Here is a 15,716-nt window from a genome sequence, read left to right on the forward strand (position 1 = left end):
GCGCAGCAGCGGGGTCGCAGACAGCCGGGGCGCTTTCTTTGCCCCCTTTCTTGTGCGCACAAGAAAGGGGGTCGCCTGCCGGGGCGAGTCCCGGTCTCTGCCATCAAACCTGCGCACTGGCTGGCAGCAGCTTCGGCTTGCTAAGTGAACTGCATTACCCCTCCCGGAGGGGCAGCGGCTATACGCAGTGAGCAAGCGGGGGGAGCCACTTTTCATAGCCCCGTCACACGGCCTGCCTAAGCTTGCGCCGTTTTGAAACCACGGTGACGAGGAAAAAATGACACAACAAGGACCTCTATGGAGGATAGGCGGTGCCATGGCTGCCGGTGCTGCCGCGCTGGCACTGCAGGGCTGCGGCAGCGGCGGCGCAACCGATGCCGCCAGCAACGCCGACAACATCCAGGCCGCCTGGGTGGTGGTGGGTACGGGCAACCAGGCCACGGCACGCGCCATCACCTCGTACACGGCCACGGCGGGTAGCGGCCCCAATGCGGTCTGCCCGCTGATCTACATCAACGGCCAGGCTGCCCGCATGGGCCTGCGGGTGGGCACCGCCACCGTGCCGTTGCGCCCCACGGCCAGCGACCCGGCAGACTCCAAGCCGTCCGAGTTTCCGGTCAGCGTCTGCGAAACCGCGCTGCCCGCCAATGCCAGCGAGGTGAAGCTCGCGGGCCAGAGCCTGCCGCTGCCCAAGGCCGAACCCCAGCGCATCGTGGTGTTGGGCGACACTGGCTGCCGCATGAAGAAGGCCGACAACGCCTGGCAGGCCTGCGGCGACGCCCAGGCCTGGCCCTTCGCCACCGTGGCCAATGCCGCGGCCGGCTTCAAGCCCGACCTGGTGCTGCACGTGGGCGACTACCACTACCGCGAGAACGCCTGCCCCGCCGATGTGAAGGGCTGCCAGGACAGCCCCTGGGGCTATGGCTGGGACACCTGGCAGGCCGATTTGTTCAAGCCCGCCGCCAAGCTGCTGGCCGCCGCGCCCTGGGTGATGGTGCGCGGCAACCACGAGGAATGCGCGCGCGCCGGCCAGGGCTGGTTCCGCTTTCTCGACACCCAGCCCTTCAGCGAAACGCGCTCGTGCAACAGCGCCGCCAACGACGGCAACGCCAACTACAGCGATCCCTACGCGGTGCGCCTGGGCGGCAATACCCAAGTGGTGGTGTTCGACTCGGCCAAGACCGGCAAGCTCGCGCTCAAGCCCAGCGATGCGCAGTTCGCCATCTACCAGAAGCAGTTCCAGCAGGTGGCCGAGCTGGCCGCCAAGGCCGGCCTGGCCAATACCATCTTCACCAACCACCACCCGATCCTGGCCTTCGCGCCGGTTCCGGGCGCCGCGCCGGCGCCGGGCAACCCCGCGCTGCAATCGGCCATGAGCAGCCTGTATCCGCAGGCCTACTACCCGCCCGGCGTGAATCTGGCGCTGCATGGCCATGTGCATAATTTCCAGGCCATCAGCTTCAAGAGCGGCCATGCGGCGACCATCGTCAGCGGCGATGCGGGCGACAACCTCGACGTCGCCCTGCCCGATCCGCTGTCTGCCGAGGCCACGCCAGCGCCGGGCGCGGTGATCGAGCACATCACCCACCACGCCAGCTTCGGCTTCGTGCTGATGGAGCGCCGCGCCGCACCCTCTACCGGCTGGACCTTCCAGGCCTACTCGGCCGCCGGCAAGCTCATGGCCACCTGCCAGCAGGAAGGCCTGCAGCTCGATTGCGACAAGACCGGTTTCCTCACGCCTTGATGATCGCCCTGACCTCCATGCTGTCGCGCGGCCTGGCGCTGCTGGGCCTGGCCGCAGTGGCCCATGCGGCGCCCGAAAGCCAGGTCTGGCTGGCCCCTGGCGCCGCCGGGCGCGTGGTGGCGCATATCGGCAGCACCCCGCAGGTTGCGGCCAAATACGACTCCACCGCCGCGCGCTTCGCACCCGATCCGGCGCTGGCCGCGCTGGGCCGCCAGCTGTTCTTCGACACCCGGCTGTCCAATCCGGCCGGCCTGTCCTGCGCCAGCTGCCACGACCCGGTACGGGCCTTCGGGCCCGACCTGCGCCGCGGCCTGGCAAAGGCCGCGCCCAGCCCCGGCACCGCGCAGGGCAGCCGCGCGGGCCGCTTCGGCGCCCGCGCCGCGCCCTCGCTGCTGTATGTGCGCTATGTTCCGCGCCTGCATTTCTACCAGGACGACGATGCACCGGCCCCCGGCCCCTTCGGCGGGCTGATGGCCGATGGCAGCGCCGACACGCTGGCCGAGCAGGTGCGCCATCCGCTGCTGAACCCGGTAGAGATGAACAACGGCAGCCCGCGCCAGCTGCTGCAGCGCCTGCAGGCCAACGGCGTCGCCGCATCGCTGGTGCCGCGCTTCGGCCCGCAGGCCGCGCGCGATCCGCAGGCCTTGCTGCAAGCGCTGGGCACGGCGCTGCAGGCCTATCTGCAGAGCGACGAGATGGCGCCGTTCAGCTCGCGCTTCGACGACTTCCTGCGCGGCCAGGGCCAGCTCTCGCCCGCCGAGATCCGAGGCCTGGCGCTGTTCAAGAACCCTGACAAAGGCAATTGCGCCTCGTGCCACACGGTGGTGGAGACCTCGAGCCGCCCCGAGCGCTCGCTGTTCACCGACTTCGGCTACGAAGCCCTGGCCGCGCCCCGCAACCGGCGGCTGGCGCCGAACCGCGACCCGCGCCATTTCGACGCGGGCCTGTGCGAGACCGCCCGCCAGCTGCGCTGGGACGAGCCCGATCAATGGTGCGGCTACACCCGCACGCCCGGGCTGCGCAATGCCGCCATCCGCCAGAGCTTCATGCACAACGGCTCGCTGCGCACGCTGCGCGAAGTGCTGGAGTTCTACAACACCCGCGGCACCGACCCCGAACGCTGGTACGGCAAAGGCCGCAAGTTTGACGACGTGGCGCCCCGCTACCGCGACAACGTGAACGTCAACTCGCCGCCGCTCAACCGCCGCCCCGGCATGCCGCATGCGCTGAGCGATGCGGAGATCGACGATCTGCTCGCGTTCTTGCGTAGCTTGACGGATGCGGCCTACCAGCCGTTGCTGGCGGCGGGCAGGTAACCGCCCGGATCAGGCCAGCCGCCGCGCGGGCGTGCCCTCGGTGCCGCACGGCTGCCGCGTGGCCTGCTCGCGGCAATGCCGGCCAAAGCGGTTGGCCAGGAAATCCTCCAGCCGGATCTGCTCCTGCGAGACAAAGCCGGCCTGCGGCAGCTTGCCCTGGGCCACCAGGTCGAGCGCGCAGCAGATGCCGGCCGCCGTGGTGAGCTGGATGGCGGTGAGCGCATGCCCGGCCACCGTGGCGCCCAGGATGCGCGCCGAGTACGACTCCTGCACCAGCCGCCCGCGCTGCAGGCCGGTGGCGCTGGCGAACACCACGATCACGTCCTGCCGCGTGGCAGGTATCGCCTCGTCGAAGATCTGCCGCAGCACCTCGCGGCGGTTGCGCAGCTTCAGCTCGTCGAGCAGCAGGCGCAGGATGGCGCAGTGGCCCGGGTAGCGGATGCTCTTGTAGTCCACGTTGCGCGCACGGCCGGCCCAGGTCTGCACCAGCGTGCCCAGGCCGCCCGAGGTGTTGAAGGCCTCGTACTCGATGCCGTCGAGCGCGAAGCTCTCCAGCCCCTGCAGCGCCTGCACCTGCCGTGGCTCGCCATCGACCAGGGCCTCGCAGGGATTGATGTATTCATTGATCAGGCCCTCGGTGCTCCAGGTCAGGTTGTAGCGCAGCGCGCCCTGCGGGTAGCGCGGCAGCGCGCCGACGCGCATCTTCAGGTCGTGCAGTTCGTCGAAGCGCTGGGCCAGGTCGTTGCCCACGATGCCGATGAAGCCCGGCGCCAGCCCGCACTGCGGCATCAGCACCGAGCGGGCGCCGGCGCCCAGCGCGCGGATCGCGTGGGTGCTGGCCACGTCCTCGGTCAGGTCGAAATAGTGCACGCCGCCGGCGGCCGCGCGCGTGGCCATGGCCGCCGCCAGGTGGAAGGGCAAGGCATTGAGCACGGCGTACTGGCCGCGCAGCGCGCGCTGCCAGTCGGCATCGCCGCGGATGTGCAGGGCCTCCACGCCCAGCGCCGCGGCCGCCTGCAACTGCGCCGGGGCATGGTCCGCCAGGCGCACGCGCCAGCCGCCGGCGGCCTGCAGCAGCACCGCCATCGCATAGCCGATCTTGCCCGCGCCGAGGATGGTGACGGCGCGGCTACCCTGCAGCGGGATGGTGGCCATGGTGCTCTCCTGCAGTTGGAATGGTGCTTCCACTGTAGGAGCAAGCACTGTCAGAGTGAATGCCTCAAACCGTCATTTCGAATGCTTATTCACATCATTTCGACGTCATTCGCTCACCCAGATGCACGCACCGAAGCGGCCCGAGCCGCCGAGCACGCCGGGCGTGCCGTCGCGGCGGTGCGAGAAGAAGCGCGCCGGGTGACTGACGGTGCACCAGGGCTCGCTGCCGTCGTTGCCGTACAGCGCCGCAATGCCCATGGCCTGCAGGCGGCGCCGCGCCAGGCCCGCCAGGTCGGCCTGGAACTTGCCTGGCTTGCCGGGCGCGAACAGCGCGTCCGCGCCGGCATCGTGCGCCAAGAAGGCTTCGCGCACCTCGGCGCCCACCTCGAAGGCGGCCTGGCCTATGCACGGCCCCAGCCAGGCCAGCATGTCGCCAGTCGCTATGCTTTCAAGAGCGACTGGCGCTTGCTGCTGTTGGGCCAGAGCACTAAAAGCCTTGAAAGTGGTTTCCAGCACGCCCACGCCGCCCTGCCCGACCAGGCCGCGCCAGCCGGCATGCGCCGCGCCGACGATGGGCAGGCGCCGGTGCGCGAACAGCACCGGCAGGCAGTCGGCCACCATGATGGCGCAGCCCACGCCGGGCGTGGCGGTGACGCTGGCGTCGGCATGGCTGCCGCCCGCCGAGCAGGCATCGAGGTACTGCACCTCGGCGCCGTGCACCTGGTGCAGCAGCACGGGCTGCGGCGCCGCCGCCTCGCTGGCCCCATGGCGGCGCTGCAGCGCGAGCATGGCACCGGCCAGGCGGGCGCGGTTCTCGTGCACCGCGGCGGGCTCGTCGCCCACGTTCAGGCTCAGGTTCAGGCTGGCGTAGGGGCCGCTGCTGACGCCGCCGCTGCGCGTGGTGCACAGGGCATGCACGCCGGGCGCGGCGGGCCAGTCGGGGACCAGCCAGTCGCCGGGAAAGGCTGCGCTCATGCCTGCGCGTCCGGGCAGGCCGAGGGCTGCGACTGCTGGACCGCCGGGGTCGCCAGCGCGGCCTCGTAGGCCGCCATGGTCAGTGGCAGGCCATCGAGCGGCGTGTTGAAGCGCTGGGCGTTGAAGACCTGCGGCACCAGCGCGCAGTCGGCCAGCGTCAGCGTGTCGCCCCAGCAGAAGACCGACGGCGCCAGGCCCTGGGCGCGGCGCTCGTCGGCCAGCAGCGCGAGCTGGCGCTCGAAGGCCTCGAGCCCGCTGCGCACCCAGTGGCGGTACCAGGCGTCCTTGGCCTCGTCGCTGGCGCCGAGCTGGTGCTTCACGTAGCCCAGCACGCGCAGGTTGTTCAGCGGGTGGATCTCGCAGGCCACCATCAGCGCCAGCGCGCGGATGCGGGCGCGCTCCAGCGCATCGCCGGGCAGCAGCGCGGGCGCGGGATGGGTTTCCTCCAGCCACTCGATGATGGCCAGCGACTGGTTCAGCCAGTGGCCGTCGTCGGTCTCCAGCGCCGGCACCAGCGCATCGCCCAGATGGCCGGCATAGCCGGGGCTGCGGTGCTCGCCCTTGACCAGGTGGACTGGCACATAGTCATACGGCAGCCCCTTGAGCGCCAGCGCGATGCGCACCCGGTAGGAGGCGGAGGAACGGAAATAGTTGTGCAGCTTCATGGCTGCGAGCATATCGCAGCCATGGTCTCAATATGGACGATAATTTTCCGCTGGCACTGCCATCCATCCACCGACTACAGCAAAGGCTAACCATGAGCTTCGTCATTCCCGCCGCCCCCACTCCCAGCGTTGCCGTCGTGGGCACCCAGGAGCGCTTTCCCGTGCACCGCATCTACTGCGTGGGCCGCAATTACGAAGATCATGCGAAGGAGATGGGCTTTACCGGACGCGAGCCGCCGTTCTTCTTCATGAAGCCGGCCGATGCCATCTTTGCGGTGGCCGAGGGCGAGACCGGCCGCGTGCCCTACCCGGCGCTCACCAGCAACCTGCACCATGAGATCGAGCTGGTGGTCGCCATCGGCAAGGGCGGCAGCAACATCTCGGCTGCCGATGCCCTGCAGCACATCTATGGCTACGCCGTGGGCCTGGACATGACCCGCCGCGACCTGCAAAACGACATGAAGAAGCAGGGCCGCCCCTGGGAGATCGGCAAGGCCTTCGAGCACAGCGCGCCGATCGCGCCCATCGTGCCCGTGGCCCAGGCCGGCGATGTGGGCCAGGCGGCGATCTGGCTGGCCGTGAATGGAGCGGACCGCCAGCGCAGCAATGTCAGCAAGCTGATCTGGAACATCGCCGAGACCATCGAGGTGCTGTCGCAGGCCTGGGAGCTGCAGCCGGGCGACCTGATCTTCACCGGCACACCCGAAGGCGTGGCCGCAGTCGCCAAGGGCGACCTGCTCGAAGGCGGCGTGGACGGCCTGCCCGCGCTCAAGATCCAGCTGGTCTGACGCCCGCATGCCCGGCCGCTTTCCCGTATCCTTTTGCCGCAGCTGCGGCACCGCCGTGCAGCAGCGCATTCCCGACGACGGCGACACCCGCGTGCGTGCCGTCTGCCCCGCCTGCGGCACCATCCACTACGAGAACCCGCTGAACGTGGTGGGCACCGTGCCCTACCTTGGCGACCGCGTGCTGCTGTGCAAGCGCAACATCGAGCCGCGCAAGGGCCTGTGGACGCTGCCGGCCGGCTTCATGGAGCTGGCCGAGACCACCGGCGCGGGCGCCGCCCGCGAGACCGACGAAGAGGCCGGCGCCGACATCACGCTGGGCCCGCTGTTCTCGCTGGTCAACGTGCCGCATGTGGGCCAGGTGCACATCTTCTACCTGGCGCAGCTGCACAGCGAGCGCTTCGATCCCGGCCACGAAACCATGGAGGCCCGGCTCTTTCGCGAGGACGAGATTCCGTGGGACGAGATCGCCTTTCGCACCGTCAAGGTCACGCTGCAGCGTTACTGGCAGGACCGCAGGGCCGGCCACTTCGGCGTGCACAACATCGACCTGGAACTGCCCGCGCCCAAGCCTGAGCCATGACCCACACCTCCACTTTCATCCGCCGCCGCCGGTGGCTTTCGTTCTCGGCCGCGCTGGCGGCCGGCGCCGCGCTGCCCGTGCTGGCCGCCTCCAAGCTCGAGGACATGGCGCTGGCCATGATCGAGAAATACCGGCTCGGCCACAGCCTGCCGCAGGTGGTGGCCCAGCTCGCCACCAGGACGGCCGACTACCAGGGCCTGGCCGGCCGCGTGGGCGGCGCCAAGGCCCAGCAGCTGGTCACCGAGCAGGCCGCGGCCATTGCGCCCAGCTACCAGAAGCAGTGGAACCAGAACCTCGCCTATGCCTATGCCCAGGTGTTCAGCCAGCCCAAGCTCGAATCGCTGCTGGCCCTGGGGCCGCAGTCGCCCTACGCCAGCGAGATGCAGTCGCGCCAGGGTGACATCAACAAGCTCATGCAGCAGCGCAGCTCGGCCATGCTGCACGAGATGCTGGGCAAGGTGTTTGGCGCTGCGGCAGTGAATGGCGGTACCCCCAAGCCCCGGAAATAGCGTGCTCCGCCTTGGGCATGCGAAATTCTTGAATACGGTAAAATGCCGTATTTAAGAAGGATGCCGCCATGACTGTCGCTGCCCGCTTCGATCTCAAGATGGATGCCGAAGAAAAGGATGTCATCGCCAAGGCCGCGGCCCTGATGGGCACGACCATGGCAAGCTTTGTGCGGGCGGCAGCCAAGGAAAAGGCACAGCAGCTGCTGGAGCGCGAAGCCCGCATCACGCTGTCGCAGCGGGATTTCGCCGCCTTCGCCAAGGCACTGGACTCGGCCTTCAGCCCGAATGCAGCCCTGCAGGACGCGCTGGCGCAGGCGCGCAAGCAGGTCCGGCGTGTTTGAGTTCGAGGAAGCGCCGCTCGACACCTTGCAGCATGACCGGGCCGGCTTCGACTGCGGCGTTGCAGCGCTGAACGACTACCTGCAACACTATGCCGACCAGCATCGGCGCCGCGGCATCGCCTCGGTATTCGTGTTGGCACCCGCCAAGGCCCCGGCACATATCCTGGGTTACTACACGCTCAGCGCCGCCGAGGTGGATGCCGCAAGCCTGCGCGAAGCGGATCGCAAACGGCTGCCGCGCTATCCAGTGCCGTGTTTTCGCCTGGGCCGGCTCGCCTGCCGGAGCGACCGGCAAGGCCAGGGAATCGGCAGGCTGCTGATAGGCTGCGCCGTCGAGCGCTGCCTGCAGGCCAGCGGGCAGGTGGCGGCCTACGCCCTGATTGTCGATGCCAAGAGCGCAGCCGCCAAGGCGTTCTATGAGCACTACGGATTCTCAGCCTTCACAGACCGGCCCTTCACGCTGTACCTGCCCTTGCGCAAAGGCTGATCGCCGCAGCCAGGCCTTCACCCCGGCTCCCGCTCCTGCAGCAGCCGCCACATCACCTTGCCGCTGCCGCTCTTGGGCAGCTGCTCGACGAACTGCACGATGCGCGGCGCCTTGTAGACCGCCATATGCTCGTGGCACCAGGCCATCAGCTCCTGCTCGCTCAGCCTGCCCTGGTACTCGGGGCGCAGCGCGACCACGGCCTTGACGGTTTCGCCGCGGTAAGGATCGCGGGCCGCGATGACGCAGGCCTCCTGCACCGCCGGGTGGCGGTACATCAGGCTCTCCACCTCGGCGGGCCAGACCTTGAAGCCGCTGGCATTGATCATGCGCTTGAGCCGGTCGGTCAGGAAGAAATAGCCCTCGTCGTCGCAATAGCCCAGGTCGCCGGTGCGAAACCAGCGCTCGCCCTGTACCTGCACGAAGCTGGCGGCCGTGGCCTCGGGCTGCTTCCAATAGCCCTGCAGCACCTGCGGGCCGCGCACCACGATCTCGCCGACCTCGCCCGCCGGCAGCAGTGCCAGCGTCTCGGGATCGATCACCCGCGACTGCATGCCGATGTGCGCCATGCCCAGGCACTGCTGCTTGGCATGCTCGTAGGGATTGGCATGCGAGGCGCCGCAGGTCTCGGTCATGCCGTAGCCCTCCAGGTAGTTCAGCCCCCACAGGTCCTTGACGCGCTGCGCCAGCGCCTGCGGCATGGCCGCGCCGCCGCCGCCGATGTAGACCAGCTGCGAGAAGTCGTAGCGGCCCAGGTTGGGGCTGGCCAGCAGGTCGGCCACCATCGTGGGGATGTTGGCCCAATGGCTGACCCGGTGGCGGGTGATCAGCCGCCCCGCCAGCTCGCGGTCCCAGCGCGGCATGATCACCAGCGTGGCTCCGGCCAGCAGCAGCGTGTGCATGATGGACACCATGCCGGTGATGTGGAACATGGGCGCGACCACCAGGTTCACCGTCTCGGGCGACTGCCGGCCCCACAGCACGCCGGCCGCCGCCGCATGCTGGATATGGCCGTGCGCATGCATGCAGCCCTTGGGCTTGCCGGTGGTGCCGCTGGTGTACGGCAGGATGGCGAGGTCATGCGCCCCCACCTCCAGCGCCGGCGGCGCAGCGCCGCATTGCAGCGCCTGCGCCCAGGTGGCGATGCTGGCGCCGGGCAGCGCGGCGGCATCCGGCAGGGCATGCGCGCCCAGCAGCCAGTGCGTCCAGGCGGGGGGGAAGTCCGGCTGTTGCGCCGCATCGGCCGGCATCGCATCGGCAAAGCGGCTGACCAGCAGGTGGCGCAGCCGCTGCCCGGCCGGCAGCGCGCGGCTCGCCTCGGCCAGGCCAGCGGCCAGGTCGGCCGTGGTGATGGCCACGCGCGCATCGGCATCGGTGATGTAGTGCTGCAGCTCATCGGCGGTGTTCATCGGATTGACCGGCACCACCACCGCGTTGGCACGCAGGATGGCGTAGTGCGCGATCACCAGCTGCGGGCAGTTCTGCATCAGCAGGATCACGCGGTCGCCCTTGCCCACCCCCTGCGCATGCAGGTGCGCCGCCAGGCGCTCGGCCATCGCCACCAGCTCGCCATAGCTCACGGTCCGCCCGAAGAACACCAGCGCCGTGTGCCCGGGATAGCGCCGGGCGTTGACCGCGATGTTGTCCCACACCGCGGTCTGCGGCACCGGCAGGCGCGTGGGCACGCGCGCCGGCCAGTGGGGCGGCAAAGGGTGGGCAAAGGCGCTAACAGCGCTGTCGGCGAAAGAGCTCATGGGGGCATCCTGGAGTAGCAGCCACCATGATGGCAGAGCCTGCGCCGGCAGGCCGTCATCTGCGTTGCAGCGCCTTAGGCCAGGGCGCCCTGCTGCTCGCGCTGCAGCTCGCGGGCGATGATCATCTTCTGCACCTCGGTCGCGCCCTCGTAGATGCGCAGTGCGCGAATCTCGCGGTACAGGCTCTCCATCACCCCACCGACCTGCACGCCCCGCGCGCCAAAGAGCTGCAGGCTGCCGTCCACGATCTTCTGCGCATTCTCGGTGGCCGCCATCTTGGCCATGGCCGCCTCCAGCGTGGTGGGCCGGCGCTGCACATCGCGCTTCCAAGCCGCGCGGTAGGTCTGCAGCGCCGCCGCGTCCAGCAGGCAGGCCATCTCGCCGATGCGGTCCTGCGTCATCTGCTTGCTGGCCAGCGGCTCGCCGAACAGCTGGCGCGCCTGGGCGTGCGCCAGCGCCTCGTCCAGCGCGCGGCGGGCAAAGCCAAGCGCCGCGCCCGCCACCGACACCCGGAAGATGTCCAGCGTGCGCATCGCCAGCTTGAAGCCCGTGCCCGGCGCGCCCAGCATGCGCGATGCGGGTATGCGCATCTCGTCGAACTGCAGCGTCGCCAGCGGGTGCGGCGCCATCACCTGCAGCCGCTCGGCAATCGAAAAGCCCGGATCGTCGGGATAGACCACGAAGGCCGAGATGCCCCGGGTGCCCGGCGCCTCGCCGGTGCGGGCGAACAGCGTGTACACATCGGCGATGCCGCCGTTGGAGATCCAGGTCTTGCTGCCCGAGACCACATAGTCGCCGCCGTCGCGCGTGGCGCTGCAGGACATGGCCGCCACATCCGAGCCGGCATCGGGCTCGGACAGCGCGAACGCCGGAATCAGCTCGCCCCGCGCCACCTTGGGCAGCACATGCTGCCTGAGTTTTTCATCGCCCTCCAGCGCGATCGGACCGCTGCCCAGGCCCTGCATGGCCAGCGCGAAATCGGCCAGCCCGCAGCGGTAGGCCAGGCCCTCGCGCGCCAGCGTCAGGCGGCGCGACTCGATCTGCGGCGCAAAGCCGCCGTACTCGCTGCTGATGCACACCCGCAGCAGGCCCGCCCGGCCCAGCTCGGCCACCAGGCGGCGGCAAGCGGTATCCACGTCGCCCAGGTCCACCCCGTCCAGCGCGCCAGAGCCTGCGAACCGGTCCACCTCGTCCATGAAACCGCGGTGCTCCGCATCGAAAAACGGCCAGTCCAGATAGTCCCGCGCGCCCAGCCTTGCTTGCGATTGCTGCATTTCTTGCCTCCTTGCCTTGAAAAAAACATACCCATAGGTATGCAAATTATAGAACCCATATCTCCCTAGCACTTCCGCATGGGCGACAGGAAAAATCATCCTCATCAACGCATTAGGCAAGATTCAGTTTCCACAAAATTCCTTGCCACAGGTGATGGACATTTGCATCGATGCGAAATAACATACCAACCAGTATGCTCAATACCACCTCCAGCGAACCGGGCGAATGGCTTGCGCCAATCGAGGCCGCGGCCGAGTCCCAGTCATCCATCCGCTGCGCCATGCAGTACCTGCAGCCCACCCCAACCTCGGGAAAGAACAAAGCCATGCCCCGCAAGACCAACGCCCCCGCCGACGGCAAGGCCGTCGACCGCGTGACCGAAATCCTGGATGCCGCCGCCGCCGCCTTCGACAGCCAGGGCTACGACGCCACCTCGATCGACCACATCGGCGACACGCTGGGCATCACCAAGGGCAGCATCTACCACCACTACCGCAGCAAGGCCGACCTCTTCGTCGCGGTCTACCAGCGGGTGATGGAGATCAACTTCAACGCGATCGCCCCGATTGCCGCCGACCCCGGCCTGCGGCCGATACAGCGCATCCAGCGCATGGCGCACACGCACGCGCTGCAGGTGCTGCGGCACCTTTCGTACCAACGCGTCGCGGTCCAGGGGCTGGAGGCACAGCTGATCGGCCGCGTCAACGAAGAGCAGCGCGAAAAGCTGCAGGGAATCATCCTGGTGCGCAACCGCTACGAGGCCATGTTCCTGCAGGTGCTGCAAGAGGCCATGGATGCGGGCGACATCCCGCAGCAGAACATCCGCCTGAGCATCAAGCCGTTCTTCGGCGCGATCAACGCCGCCACGCTGTGGTACCGGCCGCGCGCCGACGAGACCGAGGCCGACCGCGAGCACATCGCCGCGCAGCTGGCCGCGTTCGTCGTCTCGGGGCTGGCGCTGGCGGTGCCGGCCCTGGCCGCGGCGCCCACGCTTTGATTCCCCTTTTCCGCCACAGCAACCAACAGGAGACACATGATGCAAGCCCATCCACCCCATGATCCGGCCACGTCCGACGCGGCGCGCTGGGCCGCCGTGGCCGAGTGGTACCACGCCTGCTTCACCGGCCTGGTGATGACCATGGTCACCCGCAAGAGCAGCCGCGAGGCGGCCGAGCTGGTATTCCACATCTTCCGCCGGCAGCACACCGAGAAATTCCTGCCCGGCCTGGCCAAGCTGGGCCTGCAGGGGCTGCCGCCGGCGGTAGCGGCCGCGCGCTACCACTACCTGTCCAACGCCATCGGCGGCGTGCACGTCGAGTATTTCGAAGAGTCGCCGAAGAAGGTTTGGGTACGCTACCCGCCCCCGCGCTGGGCCTGGCAGGGCACGGCCGTCTGCGCCATCCCGGGCGAGGTGTCGCGCGCCGTGCTGCGGGGCTGGCATGCGCACAACGGCGTATCGCTGGGCAGCCGCAGGCTGGGCTTCGTCTGCACCAAGCAGACCATGGACGGACAGCCCGGCCTCGAAGGCTACTACTGCGAATACGAACACGACATCGAGCCCGAGCAGCGCCTGGTGTTCGCCCGCGGCCTTGAAATGCCGGCCAGCGATCCGGCGCTGGCGCCCACGCTGCCCACCGCCGACTGGCCGCTTGCGCGGCGCCAGAAGGCACGCCGCAACTACGCCATGGAATACATGCGCACCGGCCTGCAGGAGCTGGTGGGCCTGTGCGGCCCGGTCGATGCGCAGTACCTGGGGGGCGTCACCGCGCGCCTGATCGGCATGCAGTTCTTCGCCAGCACCGCACAGGCCCTGGGCTGCCCCGAGCGCGGCGATGCCGGCCAGTTCGCCGACTTCATGGTGGCCCTGGCGCGAGCCCAGGGCGACAGCGCCGAGCGCGTGGACGATGCCGGCGGCGCCCCCTGCGTGCGCCAGACCAGCTGGAAGCTGATGGAGGGCATCGCGGACCTGCACCCCTGCGCCTTCCTGGCCTGGAACGAGCTGCTGGTGGGCGCGCTGGCCGCGCACAACCGCTTTCTCGAGCTGGCGCTCACCCGCCGGCTCGACCAGGGCGACGGCTGCTTCGAATGGCGGATCATGCCCCGCGGCAGGACCCGCTGACACCGGCCCGCACGGGCCGCATCTGTGCCAAGGCCGACAGAGCCGCCAATCACCAACGGAGACATCACATGAAGACGAGGCAATTCATCGCCAACACCATCGCCGGCGCCCTGGCCTGCCTGGCCCTTGCGGGCCAGGGCAGCTGGGCCCAGGACAAATACCCCAGCAAGCCCATCCGCATCATCTCGCCGCACCAGGCAGGCTCCACCACCGAGACCTTCGGGCGGATGATGATCGCCGAGATGGGCGAGCTGCTGGGGCAGTCCGTCTTCATCGAGGCCAAACCCGGCGCGGCGGGCACCATCGGCGCGCGCGAGGTGGCGCACAGCCGGCCCGATGGCTATACCGGCCTGATGAACGCCTCGATCCAGGTGATGTACCCGGGCATGTTCCAGCATCTGCCCTTCGATGCGCAGAAGGACTTCGCCCCGGTGGGCATCTTCGGTTTCGCGCCGATGGTGGTGGTGGTCGGCGCGGGCTCCGGCATCGCCAGCTTCAAGGACATGCTGGAGCAGGCCCGCGCCACGCCCGGCAAGCTGTCGTTCGCCTCGGGCGGCCTGGGCTCGCTGCCGCACCTGGTGGGCGAGCTGGTCAACCTCAAGGCCGGCGTGAAGATCTCCCATGTGCCCTACAACGGCACCGGGCAGGCGCTGACCGACGTGATCGGCGGCCATGTGGACGTGCTCTACGCCTCGGTGGCCAGCGCCGCGCCCCTGATCCAGAGCGGCAAGCTCCGGGCGCTGGCCGTCACCTCGGCCAAGCGGGTCGAGCTGCTGCCTCAGGTGCCGACCATCGCCGAGCAGGCCATCCCCGGCTTCGACGTGACCTCCTGGTATGCGCTATGGCTGCCCAAGGGCACGCCGGCCCCCGTGGTCGCCACCCTGAACCAGGCCATGCGCGATGCCGCGCACAAGCCCGCGGTACAGGCCCGCATGCGGGACAACGGCGTGATCTCCAGCCAGCTCAGCGCCGAGGAGTTCACCCGCTTTGCCGCCCAGGAAGGCGAGAAGTGGCTCGCGGTGATGAAGCAGGCCAACATTCAGCCGAACTGAAACCGGACTGAAGCCGAACTGGGCGGCAGGGGCGCATCAGCGCCGCTCCAGCCCGCGCCCCTGCAGCACCGGCACCTGTGCCAGCCGCTCGCGCGCGAACTCCACGAAGGCCCGCACCTTGGCCGGTGCGCGGCGCCCCGCGGGGTAGACGATGTGCACCGGCACGGGCGGCTGCTCGTATTCGGCCAGCACGATGCGCAAACGGCCCGCGCGCAGGCCCTCGGCCGCCTGGTAGGCCAGGCAGCGCGTGAGGCCCAGCCCCGCCTCGGCCGCGCCGATATCCACCTCGTTGCTGTTGCTGATCCAGCAGATCCGCGGCTGGCCCGCAAGGCCATCCTTGAAGGACCAGGGCGCCACGGCGCGCGCGTCGAACGAAATGCCGATGGCCCGGTGCGCGGCCAGCTCGCGCGGGTGGCGCGGCTCGCCATGCTGCGCCAGGTACGCGGGCGACGCCACCACCAGCCGGCGCAAGGCCCCCACCGGCAGCGCGGTAAGCCCCGAATCAGGCAAGTGCGCGATGCGGACTGCCACATCCATGCCATCGGCCGGCAGTGGCACCAGCTGATTGACGAACAGCGTGCGGGCCTGCACGCGCGGATGCGCCACCAGAAAGTCCCGCACGATGGGCGCCACATGGCAGATGCCGAACATCTGCGGCGCGGTGATCGACAGCGTCCCCTGCACCTCGGCCTGCGCGCCGCTCACTGCCTGCTCGGCCTCGTGCAGGTCGCCCAGGATCGAGCGGCAGTCGCCCAGAAAGCGCTCTCCGGCCTCGGTGAGCCGCACCACGCGCGTGCTGCGCTGCAGCAGCAGCACACCCAGCCGCGCCTCCAGCGCCGCAATGGCCCGGGTCACCGCGGCGGGCGAACGCCCCAGGCTGCGCGCCGCCGGTGCGAAGCCCCCGGCATCGGCCACGGCGACAAAGCAGCGCAGGGTATCAAGGTGGTCCATTATTTCGA

General features: G+C 69.3%; 16 protein-coding genes. 10 read left to right on the forward strand and 6 right to left on the reverse strand.

The genetic code is table 11. The features are described from left to right. Positions 1–316: 316 nt before the first annotated feature. Both ACODRX_RS22520 and ACODRX_RS22525 read left to right on the forward strand, forming a co-directional pair. Positions 317–1,744: a metallophosphoesterase gene (locus ACODRX_RS22520; RefSeq protein ID WP_488873779.1), complete on the forward strand. Its 1,428-nt coding sequence runs from the start codon at positions 317–319 to the stop codon at positions 1,742–1,744. After that, positions 1,744–3,060 carry a cytochrome-c peroxidase gene (locus tag ACODRX_RS22525; RefSeq protein ID WP_488873780.1) on the forward strand — a complete coding sequence of 439 codons (1,317 nt, stop codon included), beginning with the start codon at positions 1,744–1,746 and terminating at the stop codon, positions 3,058–3,060. Before ACODRX_RS22520 ends, ACODRX_RS22525 begins: the two co-directional genes overlap by 1 nt. Before the next feature lie 9 nt (positions 3,061–3,069). Here the strand turns inward: ACODRX_RS22525 and ACODRX_RS22530 are convergent, their stop codons facing one another. The 3 genes from ACODRX_RS22530 to maiA all read right to left on the reverse strand — a co-directional run bounded on the left by ACODRX_RS22530 (position 3,070) and on the right by maiA (position 5,855). Beyond that, positions 3,070–4,215 (reverse strand): saccharopine dehydrogenase family protein, encoded by a 1,146-nt coding sequence (locus ACODRX_RS22530; RefSeq protein ID WP_488873781.1) that lies wholly within the window; start codon positions 4,213–4,215, stop codon positions 3,070–3,072. Between the two features lie 105 nt (positions 4,216–4,320). Next, positions 4,321–5,190: a peptidoglycan editing factor PgeF gene (gene pgeF / locus ACODRX_RS22535; RefSeq protein ID WP_488873782.1), complete on the reverse strand. Its 870-nt coding sequence runs from the start codon at positions 5,188–5,190 to the stop codon at positions 4,321–4,323. Next, positions 5,187–5,855, reverse strand: coding sequence for a maleylacetoacetate isomerase (gene maiA / locus ACODRX_RS22540; protein WP_488873783.1), 669 nt, complete (start codon positions 5,853–5,855; stop codon positions 5,187–5,189). Before maiA ends, pgeF begins: the two co-directional genes overlap by 4 nt. A 92-nt stretch (positions 5,856–5,947) precedes the next feature. Between maiA and ACODRX_RS22545 the strand changes: the two genes are divergently transcribed. The 5 genes from ACODRX_RS22545 to ACODRX_RS22565 all read left to right on the forward strand — a co-directional run bounded on the left by ACODRX_RS22545 (position 5,948) and on the right by ACODRX_RS22565 (position 8,560). Then, the gene (locus ACODRX_RS22545; protein WP_488873784.1) at positions 5,948–6,643 is read left to right on the forward strand and encodes a fumarylacetoacetate hydrolase family protein; all 696 of its coding nucleotides are present in this window, start codon (positions 5,948–5,950) and stop codon (positions 6,641–6,643) included. 7 nt (positions 6,644–6,650) lie between these two features. Further along, positions 6,651–7,223: an NUDIX hydrolase gene (locus ACODRX_RS22550; protein ID WP_488873785.1), complete on the forward strand. Its 573-nt coding sequence runs from the start codon at positions 6,651–6,653 to the stop codon at positions 7,221–7,223. Further along, positions 7,220–7,732 carry a hypothetical protein gene (locus ACODRX_RS22555; protein ID WP_488873786.1) on the forward strand — a complete coding sequence of 171 codons (513 nt, stop codon included), beginning with the start codon at positions 7,220–7,222 and terminating at the stop codon, positions 7,730–7,732. The genes ACODRX_RS22550 and ACODRX_RS22555 overlap by 4 nt, the downstream gene beginning before the upstream one ends. Before the next feature lie 68 nt (positions 7,733–7,800). After that, positions 7,801–8,073: a type II toxin-antitoxin system TacA family antitoxin gene (locus tag ACODRX_RS22560; protein ID WP_488873787.1), complete on the forward strand. Its 273-nt coding sequence runs from the start codon at positions 7,801–7,803 to the stop codon at positions 8,071–8,073. Continuing rightward, on the forward strand, positions 8,066–8,560 hold the full coding sequence (locus tag ACODRX_RS22565) for a GNAT family N-acetyltransferase (RefSeq protein ID WP_488873788.1): 495 nt from the start codon (positions 8,066–8,068) through the stop codon (positions 8,558–8,560). The genes ACODRX_RS22560 and ACODRX_RS22565 overlap by 8 nt, the downstream gene beginning before the upstream one ends. Positions 8,561–8,577: 17 nt before the next feature. Here ACODRX_RS22565 and ACODRX_RS22570 read toward each other — a convergent pair whose 3' ends face one another. After that, positions 8,578–10,311, reverse strand: coding sequence for a long-chain fatty acid--CoA ligase (locus tag ACODRX_RS22570; RefSeq protein ID WP_488873789.1), 1,734 nt, complete (start codon positions 10,309–10,311; stop codon positions 8,578–8,580). Positions 10,312–10,385: 74 nt separating this feature from the next. Further along, on the reverse strand, positions 10,386–11,585 hold the full coding sequence (locus tag ACODRX_RS22575; protein ID WP_488873790.1) for an acyl-CoA dehydrogenase family protein: 1,200 nt from the start codon (positions 11,583–11,585) through the stop codon (positions 10,386–10,388). Between the two features lie 194 nt (positions 11,586–11,779). Between ACODRX_RS22575 and ACODRX_RS22580 the strand changes: the two genes are divergently transcribed. The 3 genes from ACODRX_RS22580 (at position 11,780) to ACODRX_RS22590 (ending at position 14,757) form a co-directional block, all read left to right on the forward strand. After that, positions 11,780–12,583 (forward strand): TetR/AcrR family transcriptional regulator, encoded by an 804-nt coding sequence (locus tag ACODRX_RS22580; RefSeq protein WP_488873791.1) that lies wholly within the window; start codon positions 11,780–11,782, stop codon positions 12,581–12,583. Between the two features lie 36 nt (positions 12,584–12,619). Next, positions 12,620–13,705: a hypothetical protein gene (locus ACODRX_RS22585; RefSeq protein ID WP_488873792.1), complete on the forward strand. Its 1,086-nt coding sequence runs from the start codon at positions 12,620–12,622 to the stop codon at positions 13,703–13,705. A gap of 68 nt (positions 13,706–13,773) precedes the next feature. Further along, positions 13,774–14,757 carry a Bug family tripartite tricarboxylate transporter substrate binding protein gene (locus tag ACODRX_RS22590; protein ID WP_488873793.1) on the forward strand — a complete coding sequence of 328 codons (984 nt, stop codon included), beginning with the start codon at positions 13,774–13,776 and terminating at the stop codon, positions 14,755–14,757. Positions 14,758–14,793: 36 nt separating this feature from the next. Here the strand turns inward: ACODRX_RS22590 and ACODRX_RS22595 are convergent, their stop codons facing one another. Further along, positions 14,794–15,708, reverse strand: coding sequence for a LysR family transcriptional regulator (locus tag ACODRX_RS22595; protein WP_488873794.1), 915 nt, complete (start codon positions 15,706–15,708; stop codon positions 14,794–14,796). Between the last annotated feature and the right edge of the window lie 8 nt (positions 15,709–15,716).

The organism is Comamonas sp. FG99 (assembly GCF_057808605.1).

Excerpts from the sequence above, each read along its gene's own strand:
- ACODRX_RS22520 (WP_488873779.1), top strand. The coding sequence starts at position 317 with ATGGCTGCCGGTGCTGCCGCGCTGGCACTGCAGGGCTGCGGCAGCGGC.
- ACODRX_RS22525 (WP_488873780.1), top strand. The coding sequence starts at position 1,744 with ATGATCGCCCTGACCTCCATGCTGTCGCGCGGCCTGGCGCTGCTGGGC.
- ACODRX_RS22530 (WP_488873781.1), bottom strand. The coding sequence starts at position 4,215 with ATGGCCACCATCCCGCTGCAGGGTAGCCGCGCCGTCACCATCCTCGGC.
- pgeF (WP_488873782.1), bottom strand. The coding sequence starts at position 5,190 with ATGAGCGCAGCCTTTCCCGGCGACTGGCTGGTCCCCGACTGGCCCGCC.
- maiA (WP_488873783.1), bottom strand. The coding sequence starts at position 5,855 with ATGAAGCTGCACAACTATTTCCGTTCCTCCGCCTCCTACCGGGTGCGC.
- ACODRX_RS22545 (WP_488873784.1), top strand. The coding sequence starts at position 5,948 with ATGAGCTTCGTCATTCCCGCCGCCCCCACTCCCAGCGTTGCCGTCGTG.
- ACODRX_RS22550 (WP_488873785.1), top strand. The coding sequence starts at position 6,651 with ATGCCCGGCCGCTTTCCCGTATCCTTTTGCCGCAGCTGCGGCACCGCC.
- ACODRX_RS22555 (WP_488873786.1), top strand. The coding sequence starts at position 7,220 with ATGACCCACACCTCCACTTTCATCCGCCGCCGCCGGTGGCTTTCGTTC.
- ACODRX_RS22560 (WP_488873787.1), top strand. The coding sequence starts at position 7,801 with ATGACTGTCGCTGCCCGCTTCGATCTCAAGATGGATGCCGAAGAAAAG.
- ACODRX_RS22570 (WP_488873789.1), bottom strand. The coding sequence starts at position 10,311 with ATGAGCTCTTTCGCCGACAGCGCTGTTAGCGCCTTTGCCCACCCTTTG.
- ACODRX_RS22575 (WP_488873790.1), bottom strand. The coding sequence starts at position 11,585 with ATGCAGCAATCGCAAGCAAGGCTGGGCGCGCGGGACTATCTGGACTGG.
- ACODRX_RS22580 (WP_488873791.1), top strand. The coding sequence starts at position 11,780 with ATGCTCAATACCACCTCCAGCGAACCGGGCGAATGGCTTGCGCCAATC.
- ACODRX_RS22585 (WP_488873792.1), top strand. The coding sequence starts at position 12,620 with ATGATGCAAGCCCATCCACCCCATGATCCGGCCACGTCCGACGCGGCG.
- ACODRX_RS22590 (WP_488873793.1), top strand. The coding sequence starts at position 13,774 with ATGAAGACGAGGCAATTCATCGCCAACACCATCGCCGGCGCCCTGGCC.
- ACODRX_RS22595 (WP_488873794.1), bottom strand. The coding sequence starts at position 15,708 with ATGGACCACCTTGATACCCTGCGCTGCTTTGTCGCCGTGGCCGATGCC.